The 26,098-nt window shown below is 37.1% G+C and carries 24 protein-coding genes; 13 read left to right on the top strand and 11 right to left on the bottom strand.

Features of this window, described 5'->3' with window-relative positions:
* Positions 1 to 130 precede the first annotated feature (130 nt).
* The 10 genes from prfA to CQ046_RS17510 all read left to right on the top strand — a co-directional run bounded on the left by prfA (position 131) and on the right by CQ046_RS17510 (position 14,480).
* Complete coding sequence (prfA, locus tag CQ046_RS17555) at positions 131 to 1,216, top strand: peptide chain release factor 1 (RefSeq protein ID WP_105703524.1); 1,086 nt, start codon at positions 131 to 133, stop codon at positions 1,214 to 1,216.
* A gap of 77 nt (positions 1,217 to 1,293) precedes the next feature.
* Positions 1,294 to 1,971, top strand: a complete 678-nt coding sequence (locus CQ046_RS17550) for a hypothetical protein (RefSeq protein WP_105703523.1) — start codon at positions 1,294 to 1,296, stop codon at positions 1,969 to 1,971.
* A 94-nt stretch (positions 1,972 to 2,065) separates the two neighbouring features.
* Positions 2,066 to 4,168: a prolyl oligopeptidase family serine peptidase gene (locus CQ046_RS17545; protein WP_105703522.1), complete on the top strand. Its 2,103-nt coding sequence runs from the start codon at positions 2,066 to 2,068 to the stop codon at positions 4,166 to 4,168.
* A 137-nt stretch (positions 4,169 to 4,305) separates the two neighbouring features.
* On the top strand, positions 4,306 to 7,371 hold the full coding sequence (locus CQ046_RS17540; RefSeq protein ID WP_105703521.1) for a reprolysin-like metallopeptidase: 3,066 nt from the start codon (positions 4,306 to 4,308) through the stop codon (positions 7,369 to 7,371).
* Positions 7,372 to 7,509: 138 nt separating this feature from the next.
* Positions 7,510 to 9,630: a methylmalonyl-CoA mutase gene (scpA, locus tag CQ046_RS17535; protein WP_105703520.1), complete on the top strand. Its 2,121-nt coding sequence runs from the start codon at positions 7,510 to 7,512 to the stop codon at positions 9,628 to 9,630.
* Between the two features lie 42 nt (positions 9,631 to 9,672).
* Positions 9,673 to 10,659: a M28 family peptidase gene (locus tag CQ046_RS17530; protein WP_105703519.1), complete on the top strand. Its 987-nt coding sequence runs from the start codon at positions 9,673 to 9,675 to the stop codon at positions 10,657 to 10,659.
* A gap of 408 nt (positions 10,660 to 11,067) precedes the next feature.
* Positions 11,068 to 11,802: a hypothetical protein gene (locus CQ046_RS17525; RefSeq protein WP_105703518.1), complete on the top strand. Its 735-nt coding sequence runs from the start codon at positions 11,068 to 11,070 to the stop codon at positions 11,800 to 11,802.
* A 27-nt stretch (positions 11,803 to 11,829) separates the two neighbouring features.
* Positions 11,830 to 13,221 (top strand): RtcB family protein, encoded by a 1,392-nt coding sequence (locus CQ046_RS17520; RefSeq protein ID WP_105703517.1) that lies wholly within the window; start codon positions 11,830 to 11,832, stop codon positions 13,219 to 13,221.
* Between the two features lie 67 nt (positions 13,222 to 13,288).
* Positions 13,289 to 13,987 (top strand): peptide chain release factor H, encoded by a 699-nt coding sequence (prfH, locus tag CQ046_RS17515; RefSeq protein ID WP_105703516.1) that lies wholly within the window; start codon positions 13,289 to 13,291, stop codon positions 13,985 to 13,987.
* Positions 13,974 to 14,480 carry a tetratricopeptide repeat protein gene (locus tag CQ046_RS17510; protein WP_105703542.1) on the top strand — a complete coding sequence of 169 codons (507 nt, stop codon included), beginning with the start codon at positions 13,974 to 13,976 and terminating at the stop codon, positions 14,478 to 14,480. The genes prfH and CQ046_RS17510 overlap by 14 nt, the downstream gene beginning before the upstream one ends.
* A 49-nt stretch (positions 14,481 to 14,529) precedes the next feature.
* On the opposite strand, the gene CQ046_RS17505 is transcribed toward CQ046_RS17510, so the two are convergent.
* On the bottom strand, positions 14,530 to 14,817 hold the full coding sequence (locus tag CQ046_RS17505; protein ID WP_105703515.1) for a c-type cytochrome: 288 nt from the start codon (positions 14,815 to 14,817) through the stop codon (positions 14,530 to 14,532).
* Between the two features lie 21 nt (positions 14,818 to 14,838).
* Positions 14,839 to 15,132, bottom strand: coding sequence for a c-type cytochrome (locus tag CQ046_RS17500; protein ID WP_105703514.1), 294 nt, complete (start codon positions 15,130 to 15,132; stop codon positions 14,839 to 14,841).
* Between the two features lie 199 nt (positions 15,133 to 15,331).
* Between CQ046_RS17500 and meaB the strand changes: the two genes are divergently transcribed.
* Entirely contained in the window at positions 15,332 to 16,324 is a 993-nt protein-coding gene (gene meaB / locus CQ046_RS17495) for a methylmalonyl Co-A mutase-associated GTPase MeaB (RefSeq protein ID WP_105703541.1), read from the top strand.
* Here the strand turns inward: meaB and CQ046_RS17490 are convergent.
* Entirely contained in the window at positions 16,321 to 16,869 is a 549-nt protein-coding gene (locus CQ046_RS17490) for a DUF4251 domain-containing protein (protein ID WP_105703513.1), read from the bottom strand. The genes meaB and CQ046_RS17490 overlap by 4 nt on opposite strands.
* 105 nt (positions 16,870 to 16,974) lie before the next feature.
* Between CQ046_RS17490 and CQ046_RS17485 the strand changes: the two genes are divergently transcribed.
* Complete coding sequence (locus CQ046_RS17485) at positions 16,975 to 17,781, top strand: M48 family metallopeptidase (protein WP_105703512.1); 807 nt, start codon at positions 16,975 to 16,977, stop codon at positions 17,779 to 17,781.
* A gap of 86 nt (positions 17,782 to 17,867) precedes the next feature.
* Complete coding sequence (locus CQ046_RS17480; RefSeq protein ID WP_105703511.1) at positions 17,868 to 18,179, top strand: hypothetical protein; 312 nt, start codon at positions 17,868 to 17,870, stop codon at positions 18,177 to 18,179.
* A gap of 37 nt (positions 18,180 to 18,216) precedes the next feature.
* Here CQ046_RS17480 and CQ046_RS17475 read toward each other — a convergent pair whose 3' ends face one another.
* The 8 genes from CQ046_RS17475 to pgi form a co-directional block, all read right to left on the bottom strand.
* Positions 18,217 to 18,828 carry an outer membrane beta-barrel protein gene (locus tag CQ046_RS17475; RefSeq protein WP_105703510.1) on the bottom strand — a complete coding sequence of 204 codons (612 nt, stop codon included), beginning with the start codon at positions 18,826 to 18,828 and terminating at the stop codon, positions 18,217 to 18,219.
* On the bottom strand, positions 18,812 to 19,627 hold the full coding sequence (locus CQ046_RS17470; protein WP_105703509.1) for an ABC transporter ATP-binding protein: 816 nt from the start codon (positions 19,625 to 19,627) through the stop codon (positions 18,812 to 18,814). The genes CQ046_RS17475 and CQ046_RS17470 overlap by 17 nt, the downstream gene beginning before the upstream one ends.
* Entirely contained in the window at positions 19,627 to 20,379 is a 753-nt protein-coding gene (locus CQ046_RS17465) for an MlaE family ABC transporter permease (RefSeq protein WP_105703508.1), read from the bottom strand. Before CQ046_RS17465 ends, CQ046_RS17470 begins: the two co-directional genes overlap by 1 nt.
* Positions 20,380 to 20,482: 103 nt before the next feature.
* Positions 20,483 to 21,853: an exopolysaccharide biosynthesis polyprenyl glycosylphosphotransferase gene (locus CQ046_RS17460; protein ID WP_105703507.1), complete on the bottom strand. Its 1,371-nt coding sequence runs from the start codon at positions 21,851 to 21,853 to the stop codon at positions 20,483 to 20,485.
* A gap of 42 nt (positions 21,854 to 21,895) precedes the next feature.
* Positions 21,896 to 22,525 carry a 7-carboxy-7-deazaguanine synthase QueE gene (locus CQ046_RS17455; RefSeq protein WP_105703506.1) on the bottom strand — a complete coding sequence of 210 codons (630 nt, stop codon included), beginning with the start codon at positions 22,523 to 22,525 and terminating at the stop codon, positions 21,896 to 21,898.
* A gap of 7 nt (positions 22,526 to 22,532) precedes the next feature.
* Positions 22,533 to 23,417 (bottom strand): bifunctional 5,10-methylenetetrahydrofolate dehydrogenase/5,10-methenyltetrahydrofolate cyclohydrolase, encoded by an 885-nt coding sequence (locus CQ046_RS17450; protein ID WP_105703505.1) that lies wholly within the window; start codon positions 23,415 to 23,417, stop codon positions 22,533 to 22,535.
* A gap of 20 nt (positions 23,418 to 23,437) precedes the next feature.
* Positions 23,438 to 24,262, bottom strand: coding sequence for a class I SAM-dependent methyltransferase (locus tag CQ046_RS17445; RefSeq protein WP_105703504.1), 825 nt, complete (start codon positions 24,260 to 24,262; stop codon positions 23,438 to 23,440).
* Positions 24,263 to 24,265: 3 nt separating this feature from the next.
* Positions 24,266 to 25,906, bottom strand: coding sequence for a glucose-6-phosphate isomerase (gene pgi, locus CQ046_RS17440; protein WP_105703503.1), 1,641 nt, complete (start codon positions 25,904 to 25,906; stop codon positions 24,266 to 24,268).
* Between the last annotated feature and the right edge of the window lie 192 nt (positions 25,907 to 26,098).

Raw genomic sequence — 26,098 nt, 5'->3', positions numbered from 1 at the left:
TAAACAAATAGACAATCCTGCCTTTTTACACTTTCACTCCCTTTATCCCTAATGCTCAAAAATTTATGATGATTCGGAATTTTAATTTTGAATTAATAATCCTTATCTTTGCACCCACAAAATTTCTACAATGTCTAAATCATTAATTCCAAAATTAGAAGCTATAAAACAAAGATATAATGAGGTTGCAGACCTTATTATACAGCCTGATGTCATTTCAGACCAAAAAAGATATTCTTCTTTGAACAAAGAATATAGTGATTTGGGGAAAATTGTAAGAGTTTACGATCAGTACAAAGGGGCTTTGGACAGTATTGAAGAATCCGAAGAGATTATTGCAGACGGTTCAGACAGAGATTTGGTAGATCTTGCTAAAGAAGAAAAATTAGAAGCTCAGGCCAAACTTCCTGCACTGGAAGAAGAACTGAAAGTATTACTGATCCCTAAAGATCCTGCCGATGACAAAAACGTTATCGTAGAATTACGTGCCGGAACAGGAGGTGACGAAGCCGCGATTTTTGTAGAAGATGTCTACAGAATGTATACCATGTATTTCAAAACAAAAGGATGGAGACATGAAGTAACAGATTCTAACGAAGCTGCAAAAGGATACAAGGAACTGATCATGAAAGTGGAAGGAGAAGGTGTTTACGGAATCATGAAGTTCGAGTCCGGAGTTCACCGTGTACAGCGTGTACCTGAAACTGAATCTCAGGGAAGAGTTCACACTTCCGCTATCACAATTGCTGTTCTTCCGGAAGCTGAAGAAGTAGACTTCGAACTGAATCCTGCAGATATCGAAATGCAGACTTCCCGTTCAGGAGGTGCCGGTGGTCAGAACGTAAACAAGGTTGAAACTAAAGTTCAGCTTACCCACAAACCTTCAGGACTTGTTGTGGTGTGTCAACAGGCTCGTTCTCAGCTGGCTAACCGTGAGTTGGCAATGGAAATGCTAAGAACAAAATTATACGACATCGAATTGCAAAAAGTACAGGGAGATATTGCAGCACAACGTAAATCTATGGTATCTACCGGAGACCGTTCTGCAAAAATTAAAACCTACAATTACCCGCAAGGTAGAGTTACAGACCACAGAATTAATAAGTCTATGTATAACCTTGATGCATATATGAACGGAGATATTTCTGAAATGATTGACGCCGTAATCATGGCGGAAAATGCAGAGAAAATGAAGGGAGAAGAAGAAAATTATTAAGATTAAAACCAATAAAAATAAAGCCTCTGATTCTTCAGGGGCTTTGTTTTTCCCAATAACGAAACAAAATATAAACTATGAAAACCTACAAAATTATTTTACTGCTGATGCTTACGATAATGGGACAGCAGCTTATGGCTCAAACTGAAGTAAAGAAACCTAAAGAAGCCTTTGAACTATTCTTTGGAACCTTCGTCAACAATGATGAGGTTGCATTGGGTAAGCTTAATGACTATTTAAAACCAACAGTAGACGGGCAGGTTGCGTATCAGGTGAATTTCAAAGAAACGTCCCAGGAAATGATCAATGGAAGTGTAGAAAATTTTCTCTCAGCTTTCCCGAAAACCACGGCTGCAGCATGTAAAAAAGAAGCAGAAGACTATTTCAGAGGGATGTTTGATAATTTTAAAAAAGGAAAACTTACCGTTAAAGACGTAAAAGTAGTTCCGAATGAATACGTGGAAGGACAAAAAATTGCAGAAATAAGTTATTCTGTGAGCTTCCTGGTTCCATCAAAACTGACTTCAGGACCCAAAGGCGATCTGAGTAAAATAAAAGCGGAAGATCTGAAAAAATATCTGGTTCAGGCAGTTCAGGATTTCAAAAATGCTGATAAAACGGTAACAACAGATCAGAACTTCTCTTTATACGAACTTAAAGAAGGAAATAAAATATACTATTGGAACGGCAGCCCGGATGAGATTGTTTCCAATCTTACCGATTTCTATTTTGAAAGCTTCGGAGCCAGTGAATAGTAGAAAAATACAATTATAAATAAGAAAAGTCCCAATTTAACGGGGTTTTTTTTATTTCACATACTTTGCGTATTTTTGAGAAAAACCGATCAGTATGAATTTTAAGCCTATATTGTTAACTGCTGGAGTCTTGTTTTCAGCATCTTTTTATTCTCAGAAAATGAATTATCCTAAAGCATTAAAGGGAAGCCAGACAGATACCTATTTCGGAAGCGCAGTTTCTGATCCTTTCAGAGATCTTGAAAATGATTCTGAGCCTACAAAAAAATGGGTAGATGAAGAAGTAGCTTACAGTCAGAATTACCTTTCTAAAATTCCGTTCAGGGATAAAATAAAAAGCCAGTTGAAAGATATCTGGAACTATGAAAAAATTTCAGCACCTTTCAAAGAAGGAGATTATACCTATTATTATAAAAATGATGGCTTGCAGGCACAGTCTGTTTTGTACAGAACAAACAACAAGACCAATGCTACAGAAGTATTTTTAGATCCTAATAAATTTTCGGAAAAAGGAACTACTTCACTTTCCAATCTTTCTTTCAACAAAAAAGGAAATCTTGCGGCTTATTCTATCTCTGAAGGAGGAAGTGACTGGAACAAGATTATTATCATCGATGCTGTTACCAAAAAACAGATTGATGAAACTTTACTGGATGTAAAATTCAGTGGAATTTCATGGCAGGGAGATGAAGGATTCTATTATTCAAGCTATGATAAGCCAAAAGAAGGAACCGTGCTTTCCGGAATGACGGATAAGCATAAAGTATACTTTCATAAATTAGGGACAAAACAGTCTGCAGATAAATTGATTTTCGGAGGGGATAAAACTCCGAGAAGATACCTAAGTGCAGGGGTTTCTGAAGACCAGAGATACCTTATCATTTCTGCTGCTAATGCTACCAACGGTAATGAACTGTACATCAAAGACCTTCAAAAAGGAGGAGACTTTGTCCAAATTATGAGCGGATTCGACATCAATGCCAGCATCGTAGATACTCAGGGTGATGATCTTTTCATTTTTACAGATAAAGATGCCCCAAATATGCGTCTTGTAAAAACTACCATTGCTAACCCAGCTCCTGCAACATGGAAAGATGTAATTTCACAAACTGAAAATGTATTGGGAATTTCTTCCGGTGGAGGATATTTCTTTGCCACTTATATGATTGACGCTATTGATCAGGTAAAACAATTTGATAAGACTGGAAAATTGGTTAGAGAAATTGCACTTCCTGGTAAAGGAAATATATCAGGATTCGGAGGAAAAGAAAAAGAAAAAGATGTTTATTTTTCTTTCAGCAATTATATTACACCGGGAACCACTTATAAATTCAATGTAGACTCAGGGAAATCTGAAGTATATCAAAAACCGAAAGTGAAGTTTAATCCAGATGATTATGTGTCAGAGCAGGTATTCTATACTTCAAAAGACGGTACAAAAGTTCCTATGATGATCAATTATAAGAAAGGAACTAAGCTGGATGGTAAAAATCCTACTATTCTATACTCTTACGGAGGTTTCAATATCAGTTTACAACCGTCATTCTCTGTAGTCAATGCGATCTGGATGGAAAATGGAGGAATTTATGCTGTTCCAAACATCCGTGGTGGTGGTGAATACGGTAAAAAATGGCACGATGCAGGGACAAAACAACAGAAGAAGAATGTTTTTGAAGACTTTATCGCTGCCGGAGAATACCTTCAAAGTAAAGGATATACTTCAAAAGAATACATGGCACTGTCAGGAAGATCAAATGGAGGATTACTAGTGGGTGCAACAATGACAATGCGTCCGGATTTGGCAAGAGTGGCATTCCCGGGAGTAGGAGTTTTGGATATGTTGAGATATAATAAATTTACAGCTGGAGCAGGTTGGTCTTACGACTACGGAACTGCGGAAGACAGTAAAGAAATGTTTGAGTACCTGAAATCATATTCTCCTGTACACAACGTAAAAGCAGGAACTTGCTATCCATCTACAATGATCATTACCAGTGATCATGATGACAGAGTAGTTCCGGCACATTCATTCAAGTTTGGAGCTGAACTTCAGGAAAAACAGGCATGTAAAAATCCTGTTCTTTTGAGAATTGAAAAAAATGCAGGACATGGAGCCGGCAGATCAACAGATCAGGTGATCAGTGAAAATGCAGATCTTATATCATTTGCCTTATATGAAATGGGAATAAAGAAATAACTCTAAAAAAATATAATGTTTATAAAAACGGCTGATTTTGTCTAAAATTGGCCGTTTTTTTTATGTAGTTGTGTTTATAATTAGTACTTTTATGGCGGATATTAAAAGTTTATTAATTCTAAACGAATTAGGTAATTATGAAAAAAAGAATTTTATTAGTTTGTGCATTAGCTGCTGGGCTATCCAGTTTCAATGCACAGAGGTGGGAGCCAACCTCTCAAAAAAACTCTCAAATCAGAAAAGAGGTAGAAGTTCAATATTCTTACAGGTTTGATTTGCAATCTCTTAGGAATATTTTAAAAGATGCTGTAGAAACAGGAAAAGGCGCTCAGGCTGTGATTATTTCATTACCTACAGCAGAAGGGAAAATTGAAAAATTTGCTGTGTATAGTGATCCTGTAATGGAGAAATCTATGGCAGACAGATATCAGTTAGGGTCTTACGTTGGAGTAGGAGTGGATGATCCTGGTAAATATGTAAGATTCAGTACTGCACCTACTGAAATGCAGTCTATGATTATCAAAGATGGAAAGTTTCAGTTCATAGAACCTATTACTACAGATAAGCAGGTTTATGGTGTTTTCTATAAAACAAACAGAACAGAAAGTGAACATGGTTTTGAATGTTCTACAGACGAAAAGAACTTTAAAGATCTAAAGTCATTAGAAGCTAATGGAAAAAAGAATCTTTCTAATGTAGGAATCACCAGTAGACCATCAAGTACAAAATTCAGAACTTACAGATTAGCAATTTCTGTTACAGGGGAGTATACTCAATATTTTATGAATTTGGCTGGTGTACCAGCTACAGCTACAGATGATCAAAAGAGAGCTCCTGCATTGGTTGCAATTAACAACACGATGAGCCGTGTAAACGGAGTATTTCAAAAAGACTTTGGAATAAAATTACTTATTCAGGATTTTCCAAGTATCATCTATACAAATCCTGCTACAGATCCCTATTCTGCAGCAGCTACTGGATCTGCCGGAGCTTGGAATCTCGAACTTCAAAATGCTATAACTGCTCAGGTAACCAATGCAAACTATGATATAGGGCATTTATTTGGTGCATCCGGGGGAGGAGGTAACGCTGGCTGTGTAGGTTGTGTATGTGACGACCCAACAACTAGTGAACCTCTGGGAAAAGGTTCTGGGTTTACTTCACCTGCCAATAGTATTCCAAGTGGAGACTCTTTTGATATAGACTATGTTGCACATGAAATGGGACACCAATTGGGAGGAAATCACACTTTCTCAAATAAATCAGAAGGTTATGGAGCCAATGTAGAGCCTGGAGGAGGAACTACCATTATGGGATACGCTGGAATTACAAGTGATAATGTTCAAATGTCCTCAGATGCTTATTTCCATTATAAATCTATAGATCAGATTTTAACAAATTTGGAAGGTAGGGTAACATGTGGAACTTCAGAGAATATAACGAATAATACACCACCTGTAATAGGAGCACTTACTGCATATACAGTGCCGAAAGGAACTGCTTATTATCTTGATGCAACCGCAACAGATGCAGAAGGTGATGCACTTAATTATACATGGGAACAAAATGATAGTGTCAATGATTTTGCTACAATCTCTGGAGATAGCGGTTGGGGTTATAACACACAAGGTGCTTTGACAAGATCCCGTTTTGGAACAGCTAGTGGAAGAAGATATTTTCCAAGTTTTCCTCTGGTAATGAATGGTATTCTTACCAATAAAACTGATGCAGCAAATAATCCAAACCCAAATTGGGAGACCGTATCTTATATTCCTAGAACTGTACGTTATGCTATCACTGTAAGGGATCAAAACGCACAAAGACCAATGTTGTCTTCTTCAGAAGTGAATACAGTTATTGGAAATGATGGTCCTTTCAAGTTTAATGGACTTACTACATCATCAGTATTATATAAAAATGCTAATAACATTATTCAGTGGGAAGTAGCGAATACCAACACAGCTCCTTATAATTCACCTAATGTAAAAATAGATTACACATCTGATAATGGAGTAACCTGGACAGATTTGGTAGCTTCTGCTCCTAACACAGGTAGCTTTACAGTGCAGATGCCAAATACTATTACAACACCAATAAAGTTGAGAGTTTCAGCAATTGGTAACGTTTTCTATGCTGTTTCTCCTCTGGTTACAGTTGCAGATGCACCTACTTCTACAACGGCAGCTCCTACCGGGCTTACAACCATAAGTACAGAAGTATTCAAGACAACAGCCAGAGCATCTTGGAATAATGTACCTGGTGCAACGTATTCTGTTAATTATAGAAAACAAGGCGCTTCAAGTTGGTCAAATACAACAAGTACAACGAACTCAGTTGTATTAACAGGTCTTGAAGATGAAACAAATTATGAAGTACAGGTTGCAGCCGTTGTAAATACTGTACCTGGAACATTCTCTAATAATTATACATTTAAAACGAATGGTTTAAAAACAGGTATTGATTACTGTATATTAAATAGCGGAATTTCAGACTATGCAACGGTATATCAAATATCATTGAATGGTACTGTAATTCATACAGATGGTTCTTACAGATCTTATAAAGACCTTAGTGAAAATCCGGCTAAGACCCTTAATTTAGTAAAGGGAACTCAATATAGCTTAGATCTTAGAACAGTAATTTCAAGTGCTTATGGACAAATGCCATCAAAACCGGTAAGAATCAATGCTTGGATAGACTATAACAGAAATGGTGTTTTTGAAACTACTGAAAAAATTTATGGATTAGGAAGTAGTAACGTTTCTGTAAATAGTGCTGTGGGAGCAGCATCAAACTTTACAGTGCCAGCCACTGCTTATGCGGGAGATAAAACCTTAAGAATGAGAATTGTTACTAAATATGGAAATTCAGATTTAGTAGATACATGTGGTGAAATTCCTTCAGGTGCTGGAGGTGTAATGGATCTTCCTGTAAAAATTTCTGAAACGCTTGCCGTAAACGAAACAAATGGAGTAAAATCATCTGAAATTTCAATTTATCCGAACCCAGCAGATACTTTCGTAGAAGTGAAAAATCTGAAAGGAAAAGCAGATTATAAAATCTATACTGCGGACGGAAGATTAGCTCAGGAAGGACAGATTGATGGACAAAGAATCAACGTTGCTTCATTAATCAAAGGTATGTATGTGATCACGATCAAAGATGACAAAAATACTTACAATACGAAGCTTATCAAAAAATAAGCAGACGATATACCAATAAGAAAGGCCGGGCATTTGTCCGGCCTTTTTCTTTCGATAAAATATAGAGAAACAGAACGTTAACATAAGTTTCATGTTTCGCTCAAAAAAATTAACTTTACGGAGACAAAAATAATTGGAATGCGAAAGACAATTTCTGTGAAAAAACCGGATTTTAGTGTATCAGCTCAGGAAAGAGAGATTTACAATTTTGAAAAAGACGGACTTGAACTCAAATCATCCTATGAAAAAAAAGATGTAAAAGATGAATCATTAACGCAGACTTCTCCAGGAATTGCACCCTATCTGAGAGGACCGTATTCCACCATGTATGTTCAGAAACCATGGACAATCCGTCAATATGCAGGATTCTCTACCGCAGAAGAATCCAATGCTTTCTACAGAAGAAACCTTGCCGCAGGTCAGAAAGGACTTTCCGTAGCATTTGACCTTGCAACACACAGAGGATATGATTCTGACCATTCAAGAGTAGTAGGAGACGTAGGAAAAGCAGGTGTGGCTATTGACTCAGTGGAAGACATGAAAATCCTTTTCAATGAAATTCCATTAGATCAGATTTCAGTATCTATGACCATGAACGGAGCTGTACTTCCTATCTTGTCTTTCTATATCGTAGCAGCAGAAGAGCAAGGAGTAAAGCAGGAATTACTGTCTGGTACCATTCAAAATGACATTCTGAAAGAATTCATGGTAAGAAATACCTACATCTATCCGCCGGCACCTTCCATGAAGATCATTGCAGATATTTTTGAATACACTTCGCAAAACATTCCAAAATTCAACTCTATTTCTATTTCCGGATACCATATGCAGGAAGCAGGTGCTACCCCTGTATTAGAAATGGCTTATACTTTGGCAGATGGCCTGGAATATGTAAGAACAGGAATAAAAGCAGGAATGAACGTTGACGATTTCGCTCCAAGACTATCTTTCTTCTGGGCAATCGGGATGAATCATTTCATGGAAATTGCGAAAATGCGTGCCGCAAGATACATTTGGGCAACCCTTTTAAAACAGTTTAATCCTCAGAACCCAAAATCTCTGGCATTAAGAACCCATTCACAAACTTCCGGATGGTCTTTAACAGAGCAGGAACCTTTCAATAATATCACAAGAACAGCTATAGAAGCATTGTCTTCAGCATTAGGAGGAACACAGTCTCTCCATACCAATGCACTGGATGAAGCTATTGCCCTTCCTACAGACTATTCAGCAAAAATTGCAAGAAATACGCAGATCATTCTTCAGCAGGAAAGCGGAATATGTGATGTGGTAGATCCAATGGGAGGTAGTAACCTTGTGGAAAGCCTTACTCAGCAGATGATTGAAGAGGCGATGAGGTATATTAACGAGGTAGAGCAGGAAGGAGGAATGACGAAAGCGATTGAAGCCGGAATTCCAAAAATGAGAATCGAAGAAGCTGCTGCTAAAAAACAGGCTAAGATTGATAGTGGTGAAGAATTCATTATCGGAGTGAATTCATTCAAATCCTCATTAAAGCAGGATCAGATAGAAATCTTAGACATTGATAATACAGAAGTTCGCAGAAAGCAGATTGAGAGATTGAATACCATCAAAACTGTTAGAAATGCCGATGCTGTTGAGCAGATCCTGAATGAAATCCGCGAAAGCGCCAAAACAGGAAAAGGAAACCTGTTGGCATTATGTATTGAAGCTGCAAGAAGAAGAGTTACCCTTGGTGAGATGAGTGATGCTATGGAAGAAACCTTTGGAAGATATAAAGCAAATATTAAAACAATCTCAGGTGTATACGCAATGAATGCCGGTAAAAACGAATACTTCGAAAAAGCCCTTAATCTGACTCAGAAATTTGAAGAAGAAGAAGGACGCCGCCCAAGACTAATGGTTGCTAAAATGGGACAGGACGGGCACGACAGAGGAGCAAAAGTAGTAGCAACAGCATTTGCTGATATGGGATTTGACGTAGATGTTGCACCATTGTTCCAGACACCGGAAGAAGTAGCTAAACAGGCTGTAGAAAACGATATTCATATTTTAGGTGTTTCTTCATTGGCTGCAGGACACAAAACACTAGTTCCGCAGGTAGTGGAAGAACTGGCCAAACTGGGAGCTGATGATATCACGATTGTTGTAGGAGGAGTAATTCCACAACAGGATTACGAATTCCTTTATGCCAACGGTGCCGACTTTATTTTCGGACCCGGAACCAACCTTCCGAAATGTGCAGTGGAAATTCTGGAAAGATTTTTAGAAAAATAAACATAAAAGCTTTAATTTCAGCACTGAAATTAAAACATCACTATGAATCTGAAAAAAATTATAAAGCCTACGAGGAACAAAATATTCCTTCTCGTAGGCTTATTTATTGTTATATGCTTCTTCCTGATAGGTTCGGGGAAGAATAATCTATCGGCACAAAGCTATCCCGTTGTAGCAGACACTGCTTTGGTAAAAAAGCATTTGACAGCACTTACTCAAACTCCCCAATTCCGGAATCATAAGAATATTGACCAGCTGAATACCATCGCAGACTATATTCATCAGAATTTTGCTGCTTACAGTGACAGTACCTCTTTCCAGGAATATAAAGTAGAGGGGAAAGTATACAAAAACGTCATTACTTCCTTCGGAACAGAAAATACCAAACGCATCATTATTGGTGCTCATTATGACGTTTGCGGAGACCAGCAGGGAGCAGATGACAACGCAACCGGAGTTACAGCCCTTCTGGAGCTCGCAAGAATGTTGAAAGGACAGAAGCTTAGCTATAGAGTAGATCTTGTAGCCTACACGCTGGAAGAACCTCCTTATTTCAGAACCGAAAATATGGGCAGCTATATTCACGCAAAATATTTAAAAGACAACAAAATTGACGTCTATGGAATGGCAAGTGTAGAAATGATTGGCTATTTCCGTGACGAAAAAGGTTCTCAAACTTTTCCTGTAGGTGTTCTTTCCTGGATATATGGTGATCAGGGAGATTTCATTACTTTAGTTAAAAAGATCAGTGGAGCAGGCCCTTTTGTAAGAAATTTTATAGGAAATTTCAAAGATTCCGGGCAGATCAAAACAGAAACATTCTCAGCTCCCAAATTTGTAGCCGGAATAGATTTTTCAGACCATCTGAATTATTGGAACTTCGATATCCCTGCCCTCATGATCACCGATACTTCTTTCTTCAGAAATAAAAATTATCACGAACCTACCGATACTTTGGAAACGCTGGATACAAAACGAATGACAAAGGTAATTGATGCCATTTTCCTTAGCATTATTCACCTTAAGTGAAAAAAATATTTTGATTATCAGAAAAATGTATATATTTGCACCTGAAAATCAAGTTTAACCAATTAAAAAACAACGAAGCAATGTTCAATACAAAACAGAATTCTACAGTTGGATTGCCACTTATGGTGGTAAGGCTTCGCGGTTTGGTACATTCTTAGAATAACAGTACAATGAAATATCAAAACCCGAAGTCGTAGAGATTTCGGGTTTTTTATTGCGCAATATTTCAAACTTCAAGTTTCCCCGAAATCTTTTTTAGTGTCATTAAAGACAATACAGAATGAGGTTTACTCTTCAAAACTGTTAGTGTCTATTATTAATCCATTCAACTAGTATTTTAGTTGATTAAAAGTTGTGTGAGATAAAACAATTAAGTTTCTATGATCTCACATCAGACTTCTGTTCACAATGGAAAATGATAACCTTCTGCATTTCCGCCTGAGAAGCGTAAGAAGCAGAAAAAGAACAATTAGAAAAGATGTAGAAAAGCAGATAAGAACAAAATACAAACGTAGTAGAGAACTCTGGAAAATAAGAAGAAATCTTCCGTTGATACCATTAGATAAACCTTATCAAAAAGGATTTGTAAGATTCTTTGTCGTAAGGGATGATGTAAAACAATCCAGGGACGGAGATTTTTTCGAAGGAATTTTAAAGAAGATAAATACCTATATGTATTCTGATAACCGAAAATTTCTAAAAAAGAAAAGAAAGTTCGGAAGAAAGATATATGTAGTAAGAGAACAGAAGCTCAGGTATATTACTTCATTTTCCTGGAATTATCCAAAATGGGAATTTACCGACAAAGAAAGACAATACTTTGAAAAGAAGGATGACTATTGTCCTGTCCGTAAAATATTCGGAACCTACTACAAATTTACCGAACCATGGAGATTTACTCTGAGAGTAAAACCCAACATGATTACCCATTACAAACCCTTGGATCTGGAGCTGGAAAAAGAATATGCAGCACTGAATTCCTATTTGGGACAGCATAAGGTAATAGGGATTATGCATAAAACGATTTTATGTAAGTCAAATACATGGAAAGAAAGGTATCAAAGAGAACTTATCAAAAGCAGGAAATATACACCCTGCACAATGTCTGCAACGGAGATTGCAGAAAGCTTACAGGACCTATGAGTCCAACTGTTATTTAAAACAAAAACAATGGGAAATTTAAAACTAAAAGGAAAAGATATATTAAAACTGGGATATCCAAATAACCAAAGCATAAACGTAGCATTGGAAGTCATGAAAAGAAATTTTGCAACGAAAAATATCCATCACGTAAAATCTCTTTTAAAGGAAATCCTGCTGAATCCGGAAGAATTTGAAAAAGATCTCACCTTCGGACAAATTGCAGAAACCCTGCTTTCATCCAAAAAAACAGAAAAAAGAATGCTGAATTCACAGCGTGCTTCCTTTCAGATTTTTGGAAACAATATTTCAGAAGAGGCAAAAAATCAGTTGTACACTGCTTTGAAACTGCCTATTTCTACTCAGGGAGCATTAATGCCAGATGCCCACAGCGGATATGGACTTCCAATAGGAGGTGTTCTGGCAGTGGAAAATGCGGTAATCCCCTACGGAGTAGGAATGGATATTGGCTGTAGAATGAGCCTCAGTATTTTGGATACACCCATTTCATATCTTGAAGGAGCAAGAGATAAATACGAAAAAGCACTTGCTGAACATACAAAATTCGGAATGTATGAAATGCATAAATCTCACATAGATCATGAGATTTTCGAGAGAGATACATTCGATATGATCCCGATCTTAAGAAGATTGAAGGGAAAAGCCATCAAACAGATGGGATCCTCAGGCGGAGGAAATCACTTTGTTGAATTCGGAGAAGTAGAAATCACCGAAGAAGATGAACAAATTGGCCTGCCAAAAGGAAAATATCTGGGAATACTTTCTCACAGCGGTTCGAGAGGCCTCGGAGCAGAAATCGCACAGTATTATTCAAGAGTGGCAACAGAACAGTGTCCGTTACCGAAAGAAGCTCAAAACTTCGCATGGCTGGACCTTAGTACCCACCTTGGTCTGGAATACTGGACGGCAATGAATCTTGCCGGGGATTATGCTTCAGCGTGTCATGATGATATTCACAGAAGGCTGGTAAAAGCAGTCGGTGGAAGAGTAAAAGCAAGAATTGAAAACCATCACAACTTTGCATGGAAAGAAATCCATAACGGTAAAGAAGTGATTGTTCACCGAAAAGGAGCTACTCCTGCCAATGAAAATGAATTGGGAATAATCCCGGGATCTATGACGGCAAAAGGATTTATCGTTCGTGGTAAAGGAAATCCGGAATCCCTGAATTCGGCTTCACATGGAGCAGGAAGAGCCCATTCAAGAGGAGAATGCAGAAGCCTTTTCACTCAGCATGATATCAAAAAAGAATTGAAATTGAAAAATATCGCGCTCATGGGCGGGAATGCAGAAGAAGCACCTATGGCCTACAAAGACATTAACGAAGTGATGAATGCACAGAGCGAATTGGTAGATATTCTGGGAACATTCCAGCCAAGAATTGTGAGAATGGACAAATAATTAATCTCATACTTTACAACCTTATAGGTTTCAAAAGCCTATAAGGTTTAAAATGTTCAATTAAAAAATGGAAAAATTAATACAGATCACTTCGGGAAGAGGACCTTTAGAATGCCAATGGGTTGTAGCCAAGGTTCTGAAGACCCTTCTTGAAGAGGCAAAACAAAATACAATAGAATACGAAATCATTCATCGTGAAAATGGGGATGAAAACCTGACATTAAAGTCAGTAACCCTTCTTTTAAAAGGAAAAGAACTGTCCTCGTTTTTAAAAAGCTGGCTGGGAAGCGTTTGCTGGATTGGGAAAAGTACATTCAGAAAACTGCACAAAAGAAGCAATTGGTTTATCAGAATTTTTGAATTGGAAAATGTAAAAATGATTGATTTCAATGAAAAAGATATCCGTTTTCAGACTGCGAGAAGTCAGGGGAGTGGAGGACAAAACGTGAACAAGGTGAATACCGCTGTGCGCGCTACTTATATTCCTACCAATGAAACTGTTTTTGTACAGGATTCCCGTTCACAGCTGGAGAATAAAAAACTATCCGTTATCAGACTTAAAGAAAAGGTAATGGCTGTTTATATTCAACAATTGGAAAGAAAGCTGAAAGATACATGGTCTCTTCAGATGCAAGTAGAGCGCGGAAATCCGGTTCGTACATTTTCAGGAACAGATTTTAAAAAGAATTACGAAGACAAGACATTCAAAAAACAAAGAAATGCCTTGAAAAATGAACTCAAAAACTACAGAAATGACCTTAACTAAAAGTAAATATTATTTTGAAGCGCTGGACTACTTCCCATTCAATCTTTCTGAGTGCATGGATGCGCTGAACTATGCCTTATCCTACGAACCCGAAGACGCAGACAGTCTTTGTCTGATGGGAAGAGTGTATTCCGAAGAATTGAAGGACTATGAAACCGCAAAAAGATACTTTGATGAAGCCATGCAGAGTAATATCGGAAATATCAATACCCCCAAATATTACATTGAATGTCTTTTGAGTAATGAAGATTACAAAGAAGCAGAAAAATTAATTGAGTTTGCTCTAAAGCTAAAAGGAATTGACAAATCAGAAATCCTGAACTGTCTGTCCCTTCTTCAGGAAAGAAAATTTGAATACAAACAAGCTTTGGCAACCCTTAAAGAAGCTAAAAAATTTGCTTATAACCGCGCTTCCCTTGAAGTCATCGAAGAAAGAGAAAAGTTGGTTAAAGGAAAAGTAACCAGAACAAGAACTATAAAAAAGACAGAATAATCTGTTTTTGAGTTACTTAATTAAAAGAAATAAGCTTTCGTTAGAAAGCTTATTTTTTATTCATAGAGATCAGATAATCATACACCATTTGATGCTGATCATCAGTAAGCTTAGCCTTTGGAGCCATTCGGCTTAAAGTGTTGATCCATCCCTTATCGTCATGTTTGGTTGGTTCTGGAAGCTTATGACACTTTGCGCAGGAGTTCTCAAAAATGGTCTTTCCTTGTGTCAATTGCTCAGATGAGGTATACTTTGGGCCTGTTACAGCCACACTTTTTGGTCCGCATGACACCAGAAATGCTGATACTGCAATGCCGCTTAAGATAAGTTTTTTCATACCTATTTTTTTGTTTGATGGTTATTTCTTCACAGAAACAATGTAATCATAAACCCATTGGTGCTGCTCATCCGTCAGTTTTGCTTTTGGAGCCATAGAATTCATGATTCCTACCCATTGTACAGGATTGTGTGACGTAGGATCCGGAAGTTTATGACATCTTCCACAGGAGTTTTCAAAAATTGTTTTCCCCTGAGCAATCTGTTCTGCAGTAGATGTAGAGGTTCCTGCAGTAGCAGCGGATGTAGAAGCTTTCGGCGTACAGGAAACCAGCAAAATAGCAGTAAACGAAGCCGCAGCGATGAGTTTTTTCATGTTTCTTCTTTTTGAGATATAACAAATGTAATAAATTCCTTAAGCCGTTGATACAGGGCATTCTAGTTTTAATTTAGAAGAAATAAAAATTAAATTCATGAAAAATTGATAATCTCAAACAAAGACAATTTAGGTCTTTTGTATCATCATTATGATCGAAGTATTGACCATTCCCTTTTTAATTATTAATTTTGAATCAATGAAATTTTCTACAGAAGAGCTAATAGACGGAATACAGTCAGGAAACAAACGCCTGATTGCAAAAGCTATTACATTGGTTGAAAGTAAAAAAGCAGAACACAGAGTACAGGCAGAAGAGCTTCTTAAGAAGATTATGCCCCTTACCGGAAACTCTGTGAGGGTAGGAGTAACGGGAGTTCCCGGAGCCGGAAAATCCACTTTTATAGAAAATTTCGGACGATTGGTTATTGCTCAAGGCAAAAAAGTAGCGGTTCTGGCGATAGATCCAAGCTCAGCCATTAATAAAGGAAGTATTTTGGGTGATAAAACCAGAATGGAAGAATTGGCCAAAGAAGAAAACGCATTTATACGCCCTTCTCCAAGCTCAGGATTTCTGGGTGGAGTAGCCAATACTACTTTTGAAACGATGATGATCTGCGAAGCCGCAGGTTACGATTATATTTTAATAGAAACCGTGGGAGTAGGACAATCAGAAGTTCTTGTGGCCGATATTACCGATGTTTTCTTATTTCTTAAAATTATTGGTGGCGGAGACGAGCTTCAGGGGATAAAAAGAGGGATCATGGAAATGGTAGACCTTATTTTCATCAACAAAGTAGATCAGGACAATCTCCAGAAAGCAAAAAATACAAGACTGGAATTAAAAAGAGCCTTAGACTTTATTCCACCTAAAGAAAAAGATTGGAAAATTCCTGTTTTATTGGGCTCTGCTTTGTTTAATGAAGGATTGCAGGAAGTGTATGATACCATCTTCGAATTTATTGATCTGAAAAAGAAAACCGGGCGTTTTGAAGAAATACGTGTTCAGCAGGCCGAAAAGCGCTTCGAATATTGGGTTCAGGAATATATTTTATCCCTGATGAAAAAGAGCAATGCGGTAGAAGAGGCATATCATATGCATAAAAAAAATGCTTCAGCGATGGTTTCTAATCCAAGCACTGAAGCAAAATTATTTGTAGAAAAGTTTCTATCTAACGAAAACAGACATTAAGGTTTCTCCTTTTCCGGTTTTACTTCCGTTTTTGAAACATATCCGTCATATGTGATCGGTTGTCTGTCGTTACTTCTCATAGAAACGAAAGCTTTACCATTTTTAAAGATCTCGATATTCACTTCATCAATGGTTCTTACATCGTTCGGTTTGAACTTTAAAGTCCATGTTCCTTTTTTATTTTGAGTTTTATTAACTGTAAAATCTTTTGATGTGAATCTGTAACTGTTATCTCCGGCATTTCCATAAGATGGGTTGAAAACCCTTCCGAAATAAGGCAGCACTACATCCAGAGTATTTTTATTGACATCAATGGTATAATCTCCGTTCAGATTCAATATTCTTGTAGCGGTAGCATTAGGCATTGAATTCATGACATTGATAACATCATAATTCGTAGGATTGGCTCTTTCTGCGTGAAATGTAAACTCCTGAGAATTTACTAAAGTGTCCACTGTTTTTGGATCTAATGAGCCTTGTGATGCACAACTTTGAAAAAAGAACAGGAATCCAAAAATCATCAATAAAGAAATATACTTTTTCATAATGAAATAATTATTACATTTAAACAGCAAAATGTATGCAAATATATTCTTTCTGAAATATTTTGGAATAAAAATTGTTAAGGTTGAGTTAATAACACACAAACTATGAAAGTTACACATCTATTAGGAATGGGGGCTATTGCTCTTTCGGCTGTTGCCTGTACTACAAACCCGATTACAGGAAGGTCTTCTTTACAGCTGGCCAACAATTCGGAGATTTTAACGATGTCTTCTCAGGAATACAAGACGACATTGTCTAAAGGTAAAGTGATTACCGGTACGGCAGATGCAAAGAGAGTGGTAAATGTAGGAAACAGAATCAAAAGTGCGGCGGAAAGATATTATCAGAGTATAGGAAGATCAGCAGATCTTGCCAGCTACAACTGGGAATTTAATCTTCTGCAGAGCACCGAGTTGAATGCCTGGTGTATGCCTGGTGGTAAAGTAGCAGTTTATACCGGAATATTACCGGTAACAAAAGACGACAACGGACTTGCCGTAGTAATGGGACATGAAGTTTCTCACGCATTGGCAGGCCACGGAAATGAAAGAATTTCACAAGCAATGGTAGCTCAGTATGGAGGTGCTATCCTTGGAGGAACAATTTCAAATTCACAATGGGCAAGTGTTTTCCAGAAGGTATATCCTATCGGTTCACAGGTTGCTTTATTGAAATACGGAAGAGGTCAGGAATCTGAAGCTGATGAAATGGGGCTTTACCTGATGTCTATGGCAGGATATGACCCGAGAGCAGCAATTCCTTTCTGGAACAGAATGGAAGCAGCATCTACAGGATCAAGACAACCTGAGTTCTTATCTACCCACCCTAACCCGGAAACAAGAATTTCAGATATTAATAAGGATCTTCCGAAAGCTTTAGAATATTATAAGGCTGCGGGAGGAAAAATATAATTAGAATTTTAATCTTGAATAAAGCCTTATTAAATTTTTAGTAAATTTGGTAAGGCTTTTTTATGTAACCACCTAAACACAATATTATGAAGAGTTTATCAATTACCGGACTTATACTTTTAGCCGTTTCTGCATTGCTTTTTTATCTTACAACTGATTTTGCCGTAGAACAAATAAAAATTTCCCACATTATGGGAATGATGGCTGGAGTTGGAATAGGACTTATCATTGGGGGAATGGTAGGATATCTGAGCAAAGGAAGCGCTATGAAAGCGGAACAGAAGAAAAAAGAATTCAAACAGCTGCAGAAAGACAAAGAAGAGCTTGAAAAGCAAGCTGCAGAAATTGCAAAACGCCAGGCTGAGCTTGAAGAACAAAATAAAAACCCTCAAATTTAAATTTGAGGGTTTAAAGTTGTTATTTTCGAAATTTAATTTAGAATTTATATCCTAAACCTACCATAAACAGGTTAGGTCTGTTATCATATCTGATTTCCGAACCGGAAACTTTGTTGATAAAATTTCTTTCGTCTTTACTGAAAGCACCCTCATATCTTGCATTGACAAGAAACTTTTTGATTTCAAGCTGAGCACCAAACTGATATCCTACTGTAAAGTCATTTTTAGCATTCTCTTTAAAGTCGTTGTAAGTATTGTCCTTGTTTAAGTTAAAACTTCCCACAGGTCCTACAAAAACTCCCAGCATATTTCCTAAAAGGTTGTATCCTAAAAGAACAGGAACATCTATACGGTTGCTTTTTACATCAAAAGTAGTATTCTCCGTAGTGAATTCGTTTTTGAAATGAGTATAATAGATCTCCGGCATCACAAACAATGAAGTAGGAAGACCTACCTTTAATGAAAGTCCTACATTGAAACCAACATTGTTTTTCCCTTTTCCATCAATAGCGTCATTCACTGTTCCTTTAATATTGGACCATGAAGGAGAGCCAGTTGGAAAAATGATGTTGGCTTTACCTGCCAGTGAGATCTGTGCAGAAGCCCACATTGAAAACCCTAATAACGCTATACTAAGTACCTTTTTCATTATCGTCTATTTTTGTATTTGTATTTTCAATCGTTTTATTATTCTCAAGTAAATATTCTCTCAGTTCTTTAAACAGTTCTGAAGAATAAACGAAATCAATCAGATTTTTATTGCCTGCGGTAATAAGAATGTCTTTGTTCCCTTCCCATTCTTTGATTCCCAGTCGTAGGTATACAATTTTCTCGCCAATCGTCATCACAGAGTTCATATCGTGTGTATTGATGATGGTGGTTGTATTATATTCTTTTGTGATTTCGTAAAGAAGATCATCAATGATCTTCGATGTGTAAGGATCTAGCCCGGAATTGGGTTCATCACAGAACAGATATTTGGGATTGTTGACAATAGCTCTGGCAATAGCCACCCTTTTCTGCATTCCTCCTGAGATTTCGGAAGGGTATTTTCTGTCCGCTTTATCAAGATGTACTCTTCCTATTACTTCAAAAACCCTTTTCTTTTTCTCTCTGTAGGTGAGATTGGTAAACATATCAAGAGGGAACATAATATTTTCTTCCACCGTTAAGGAGTCGAATAAAGCACTTCCCTGGAATACTGTCCCGATTTCTGAACGGAGATGTTGTTTTTCTTCCCTGTTCATGGTGTTTACATTCCGTCCGTCAAATAAAATTTCACCGGAAGACGGCATATAAACATTCAATAAACTTTTTAAAAAAACGGTTTTTCCAGATCCACTCTGCCCAATGATTAAGTTTACTTTTCCTTTATCAAATGAAGTTGAAATTCCCTTAAGTACTTCAACATCATCAAAACTTTTCTTAAGATCTTTTACCTCAATCATTAGCTTAATATTAATTGGGTTAAAATTAACTCGGAAATGATAATAAATACCATTGTCCATACCACAGCCTGTGTACTGGCTCTACCTACTTCCAGCGACCCTCCTTTTACATTGTATCCGAAATAAGACGGTACAGTAGCAATGATAAAGGCAAAAACGATTGTTTTGGTAAAGGCATAGTAAATGAATAAATTAGGCATATACATTTGAATACCAACGATGTAATCATTTTCTGTCCAGTTTCCAGTTAAAATCCCGGCAATATACCCCCCGCCAATACCAAATACAATACTGATGGCAATAAGAAGAGGATTAAAAAGCATACAGGCAATGATTTTTGGAAATATCAGGAAATTGGGTGAGTTTACTCCCATAATATCCAACGCGTCAATCTGTTCGGATACCCTCATTGTTCCAATACTGGACGCAATATATGAACCTACTTTACCTGCCAGAATCAAACTGATAATAGTAGGTGCGAATTCTAAAACAAGAACCGCTTTCGTAGCATATCCTACAAATGAAGGGGGGATAGGAAAGGAAGAAGCATCAAAGTTATTGAACATCTGAATGGCTACTACAGCTCCCACGAAGATAGACGTGAAGATGACAAGTCCGAAAGAATTTACTCCCAAATCATTAATTTCTCTCATAAACAGCTTCCAGAACACTCTCATTTTCTGAGGCTTCTGCAGGGATTTCCCTAAGAGGATCATGTATTCCCCTATGGCTGTGAAAAACTTTTTTAACATAGTGCTAAATTAGACTTTTTTATTGAATTGGGCTAGAGTCGAGAATAAGACTAAAGCATAGTTTTGTGTTAAAATTATTTGAATATTGGCCTTGCTTTGTTCTTTATTTTGCATTTTTATCTCCGCCTATCACCAATAAAACGGTTTTTAAAATAATTACAAGATCAAGTACAAAACTCCAGTTTCTTACATAGAAGGCATCTGCCAGAACCCTTTTTTTCATTTCTACTTCCACGTCTCCAAAGTCACCACGCAGTCCGTTTACCTGTGCTAATCCTGTGATGCCGGGGCTTACCATGCTTCTTAAGCTGTATCTCCCGATTTTCGGTTTATAATAATTATCTACCGAAAGCATATGGGGACGAGGGCCTACTACAGACATTTCACCTTTTAATACATTAATGAATTGCGGAAGTTCATCAAGACTGGTTTTTCTTAAAAATTTTCCCACTTTGGTAATTCTGGAATCATTTACCGATGTTGTTTTAGTAGTAGACTCATCATTCACAACCATTGTTCTGAATTTAAGACAATTGAATACTTCTTCATGGAAACCATATCTTTTCTGAAGGAAAAATACAGGGCCTTTGGATGTTGTCTTAATTAAAATTGCAATAATAGGAAATACCCATGAGCAGACTAAAACCAGTATAATAACCGAAAAGAAAATGTCAAAAGTTCTTTTCATCAGAAAATTAGAGTAATAGTCCAGTGAATATCTTGCCTGGTTAAGTACCGGCTGGGTTTGTATATATCCAAGATCATACAGGAAAAAATCACTTTGTGTGATACTTGGAATCAGTGAAATATGAATCTTATGATCCTCTGCCAATTTGAAAATTTCATTTTCAAGCCGTTCATCATAAGAGTTTTCCATAGATAGAAAAAGGGTGTGAATTCCGTTTTTCTTCCAGAAAGTAACCAATTCATTGATATTGATGTTTGAGCTTTCATATTCAAATATCCTGTATCCATAGTCTTTACGATCTATGAAGATATTCTTCAGGATCTCCGTAGACTGATGATCTCCTAAAAACATTACATTTCTATAATTGGCTCCTAGTGATCGTAAATACTTGATGGCGAAATAGATCAACGATTTCGCGAGAAAGATAAAAATAAACAGATAAAGAGAAAGCCAATAGATATCCGAATTGAAAAATACATTATTACTTACCTTTCCTATAAGCAGAACGCCAAGTATGAAAAAGAGGAAATGGATTAAGAGGCGTTCAAGAAACAGTGTATATGTAAGGTTTCTCGGAATATTGTAGATTTTTGTCCTACCGCTTAGAAGCACCCAGAACAAAAACAACAGAATCAGAGAAAAAGTATTCTGGTACCAGGTTTCTTTATCATATGTTAAACTTTCGTTTCTGCTTATAAAAAAGAATATGAAGATAGATGCAATAACCATGAGGTCAAGCAACATAATGATCGATTTCAGGTATCTGGAGTATCGAATTCTCTGCATCTATCGGTATTCTAACGGTAAGACCAGCTAATTTACGTTTTTTTATGGTATATTCAGATATTTGTGGGTCTGAACGGAAGCCTGCCATTCCGGATGTGCAAGAATGAAATCTGTGATCTGAGGATACATATTATCTCTCTTGCTCCATTCGCTTTGAAGATAAAGCTTACAGTTTTCAGAAACTTTTGCTGCCTGTTCCTGTGCAAAAGTAAAGTCATGCTGATTGAAGATAATCACTTTAAGTTCATGGGCTTTTTGATAAATTTCTTCTTTAGGCAGTCCTGTTTTCTTCGGCGAAAGAGTGATCCAGTCCAGCTGTCCACTCATAGGATAAGCCCCTGAAGTTTCGATATGCACGGTACACCCCAGCTCTTTCAGTCTGGAAGTCAGGATGTCTAAGTTCCACATCAAAGGCTCCCCACCCGTAAGAACGATCGTTTTACAATGTTTTGCAGCCATTTCTGCAATTTCTACTGTATTCATCAGAGGATGAAGTTCCGGATCCCAGCTTTCTTTTACATCGCACCAGTGGCACCCTACATCGCAGCCTCCCAGCCTGATAAAATAAGCTGCTTTTCCGGTATGAGCTCCTTCTCCCTGTAAAGTGTAAAAATGCTCCATTACAGGGAGCATTTTACCTTCTTTTAATAAAATATCTTCTTCTTTATTCATTTTAAAATTAGTCGTTATAGACCGAAGTTTTGTAAGCAATGATGGTGTTTTTCATCAACATTGCTCTTGTCATTGGGCCTACTCCTCCAGGTACCGGAGTAATCCAGCTTGCTTTTTCTGCACAGCTGTCAAAATCTACGTCACCTGCAAGGTAATATCCTTTTGGAGAGTCATTATCTACTCTTGTAATACCCACGTCTACGATTACTGCTCCTTCTTTGATCATATTTCCTTTTAAGAAATGAGGATCTCCCAAAGCGGTAATTACGATATCTGCTTTTCTTGTATATTCTTCGATGTCTTTTGTGTATGAGTGTGTAAGGGTAACAGTAGAGTTTCCAGGGAAATCTTTTCTTCCCATCAGGATACTCATTGGTCTTCCTACAATTTTACTTCTTCCGATAATTACACAGTCTTTTCCTTTGGTTTCAATATTATATCTTTCCAATAATGTTAAAATACCGAAAGGAGTTGCTGGTAAGAAAGTATCCATCTCAAGCGCCATTTTTCCGAAGTTTTCAGGGTGGAAACCATCCACGTCTTTTCTTGGATCAATTGCATTGATAATTTTTTCCTGATCAATCTGGTCTGGTAGAGGCAACTGAACGATAAATCCGTCCACTGCTTTAGATTTATTAAGTTCATCAATTTTTTCCAATAGTTCAGATTCCGAAACTGTACTTGGAAATTTGACTAAGCTGGATTGAAATCCTACTTCCTCACAGTCTTTCACTTTAGCATTTACGTAAGCTTTGCTTGCTCCATTATTTCCTACAAGAATAGCAACCAAATGAGGTGCTCTTCTTTTGCTTGCGAGAATCTTTTCTACTTCAACCTTGATCTCTGCTTTAATTTCTTTGGATACTTTAAGTCCGTCAAGAATTTCTGCCATTTTTACTTTTTTACTTTTATTTAGATTTTATTGAATACAACGATATCCTGAAATTCATCAGCCCCTTCTTTCTTTACATCATTTCTCCAGAAACCTCCTTTTATTGTGGTTACTTTCAGTCCGGCTTCATTAGCCATTTGATTCAGTAATGGTATACTTACAGCAATGTTTGCCGCAGTTACCTGATCATCCATTAATTTATAACCTTCATATTGATGAGGAAAATGCATGCTGCCCGCTTCAGTTTTATCATCATCATAGAGAAAAAATGTGGCTAAGCATTGTCCGTCATTTTTTAAGACCCTGCTTATTTCTTTCAAATACTGTTTGATCTCGGGGATTTGCATGTGAGTAAAAACCGAGAACAGAAAAGCTTTATCAAACAACGCATTTTCATAAGGAAATGTAAAATTCTCAGCCTTTTGACTGAAAGTATTATACAAATCATTATAGATTGGGGTGAATTTAAAATTGAAATTAGGATACTTGCTGTGAATGTGCTTATCACACCAGGAAATTCCTTTGGCAACAGCATCAAACCCATCATAAGTTCCTTTGTCAATAAATCCGGTTAAAGCTACAGCGGTTCTTCCAATTCCGCATCCGATATCCAATACATGATCTGTATTGCCGAGTGAAATGTATTTTTTCAATGCATTCATCTGTCGGATCCCATGAGGAATAAAGTCACTGCCCCCTACATAAATATCTCCCTTTTTAGGCTCATTTTTAGCCCTTTTTCCAATGATTCCTTCATAAAGATCTATAGGAAAATAAAAAATTTTTCTTCCTAAAAGTCTAAAACCGGGAGGTAGTTTATAATAATATGATCTTAATGCAGACATCTGCTATTTATTTTCTTTATAGTAATTGATCAATCCATTGGTAGAACTGTCATGAGAGCTTATTGCTTCATTGTTCTCCAATTCAGGAAGGATTTTATTGGCTAATACTTTTCCTAATTCCACTCCAAATTGGTCAAAGCTGAAAATATTCCAGATTACTCCCTGAACGAAAATTTTGTGTTCATATAAAGCAATCAGCTGACCTAATGAAAAAGGAGTTAATTCTTTGAATAATATAGAGTTAGTCGGAGTGTTTCCGTGAAAGACTTTGAAATTAAGCAGTCTGTCTATTTCTTCGTCAGATTTACCGGACTTTCTAAGTTCATTTTCAACTTCCTCTTCCAATTTTCCGAAGGCTAGTGCTTCAGTCTGAGCGAAAAAGTTTGCTAATAATTTATCCTGGTGATCCGAAACTTTGTTCGGGCTCTTTGTGTAAGCAATAAAATCTGCCGGAATCAATTCTGTTCCTTGGTGGATTAATTGATAGAATGCGTGCTGACCATTTGTACCAGGCTCTCCCCAGATGATAGGTCCTGTTTCATATTCTACAAATTCTCCGTTTCTGTCTACACATTTTCCGTTACTTTCCATATCTCCCTGTTGCAGATAAGCAGCGAATCTGTCCAGATATTGAGAATAAGGTAAGATCGCATAGGTAGTAGCTGCATAGAAATTGCGGTACCAGATTCCCAAAAGTCCCATTAATACAGGAACGTTTTCTGAGAAATCTGCAGTCTGAAAATGCTGATCAGTATCAAAAGCACCTCTTAGAAGCTGTTCGAAGTTTTCATATCCTACAGAAAGTACAATACTTAATCCGATAGCACTCCAAAGAGAGTACCTTCCGCCTACCCAATCCCAGAACTCGAAAATATTTTCTTCCGCGATTCCGAACTTTTTAACTTCTTCAATATTAGTAGATAAAGCAACGAAATGCTTCGCTACATCTTCCTGTTTTCCAGCTTTCAGGAACCAGTCTTTAGCAGAGTTGGCATTGGTCATTGTTTCCTGAGTGGTAAATGTTTTGGAAGCAATGATGAATAAAGTAGTTTCAGGATTTAAATTCTTCACTACTTCTGCGATATGATTTCCGTCCACGTTGGAAACAAAGTGAGCGTTTAATCTTGTTTTAAAATGCTTCAAAGCAGAACAAACCATTACAGGACCCAAATCTGATCCTCCAATCCCGATGTTCACTACATCTGTAATTTCTTTTCCGCTGAAACCTTTATGCTCTCCTGAAATTACTTTTTCAGAAAAAGATTTCATATGTTCAAGAACTCTCTTGATCTGTGGTTTGATGTTTTCCCCGTCTACAATAATTTCACGGTCAGAAAAATCTCTTAATGCAGTGTGTAATACGGCTCTTCCTTCCGTTTCATTGATTTTATCTCCTGAGAACATTTTGGAAATAGCATCTTTTAGCTGGCTTTCTTCTGCCAATTGTAGTAAAAGATCCTTTGTTCTGGAATCAATTAAATTTTTAGAATAATCAAAAAGGTAGTTGTCCTTTTGAAGGGAAAACTCGTTAAAACGGTTCGGGTTATATTGGAAAAGGGTTCTAAGATCAAAATCGTTCCCCCCGAAGTGTTCGTCAAGTGCCTTCCAGCTGTTAGTTTGTGTTGGATTTATTTTTGATAGCATATTGCAGAATTTTTATCTCTCAGAAAATGATGTGCAGGACTAAAAATAACTGACAATCCGTAATCATTTATTTCTGATTTGCAAATTTACGGAAAAATAAAACCTCAGATAAATTTGAAGACGAGAAATAACATTTTTTTAAAAAACAAAACCCCAGAGTTGATCTGAGGTTGTATAAAAAGTGTTTGGTGA

It is taken from the genome of Chryseobacterium sp. MYb7, from assembly GCF_002979455.1.
Lineage (GTDB): Bacteria > Bacteroidota > Bacteroidia > Flavobacteriales > Weeksellaceae > Chryseobacterium.
Note: the sequence above shows the minus strand (reverse complement) of the source record. Positions and strands in the feature narration are given on the sequence as shown.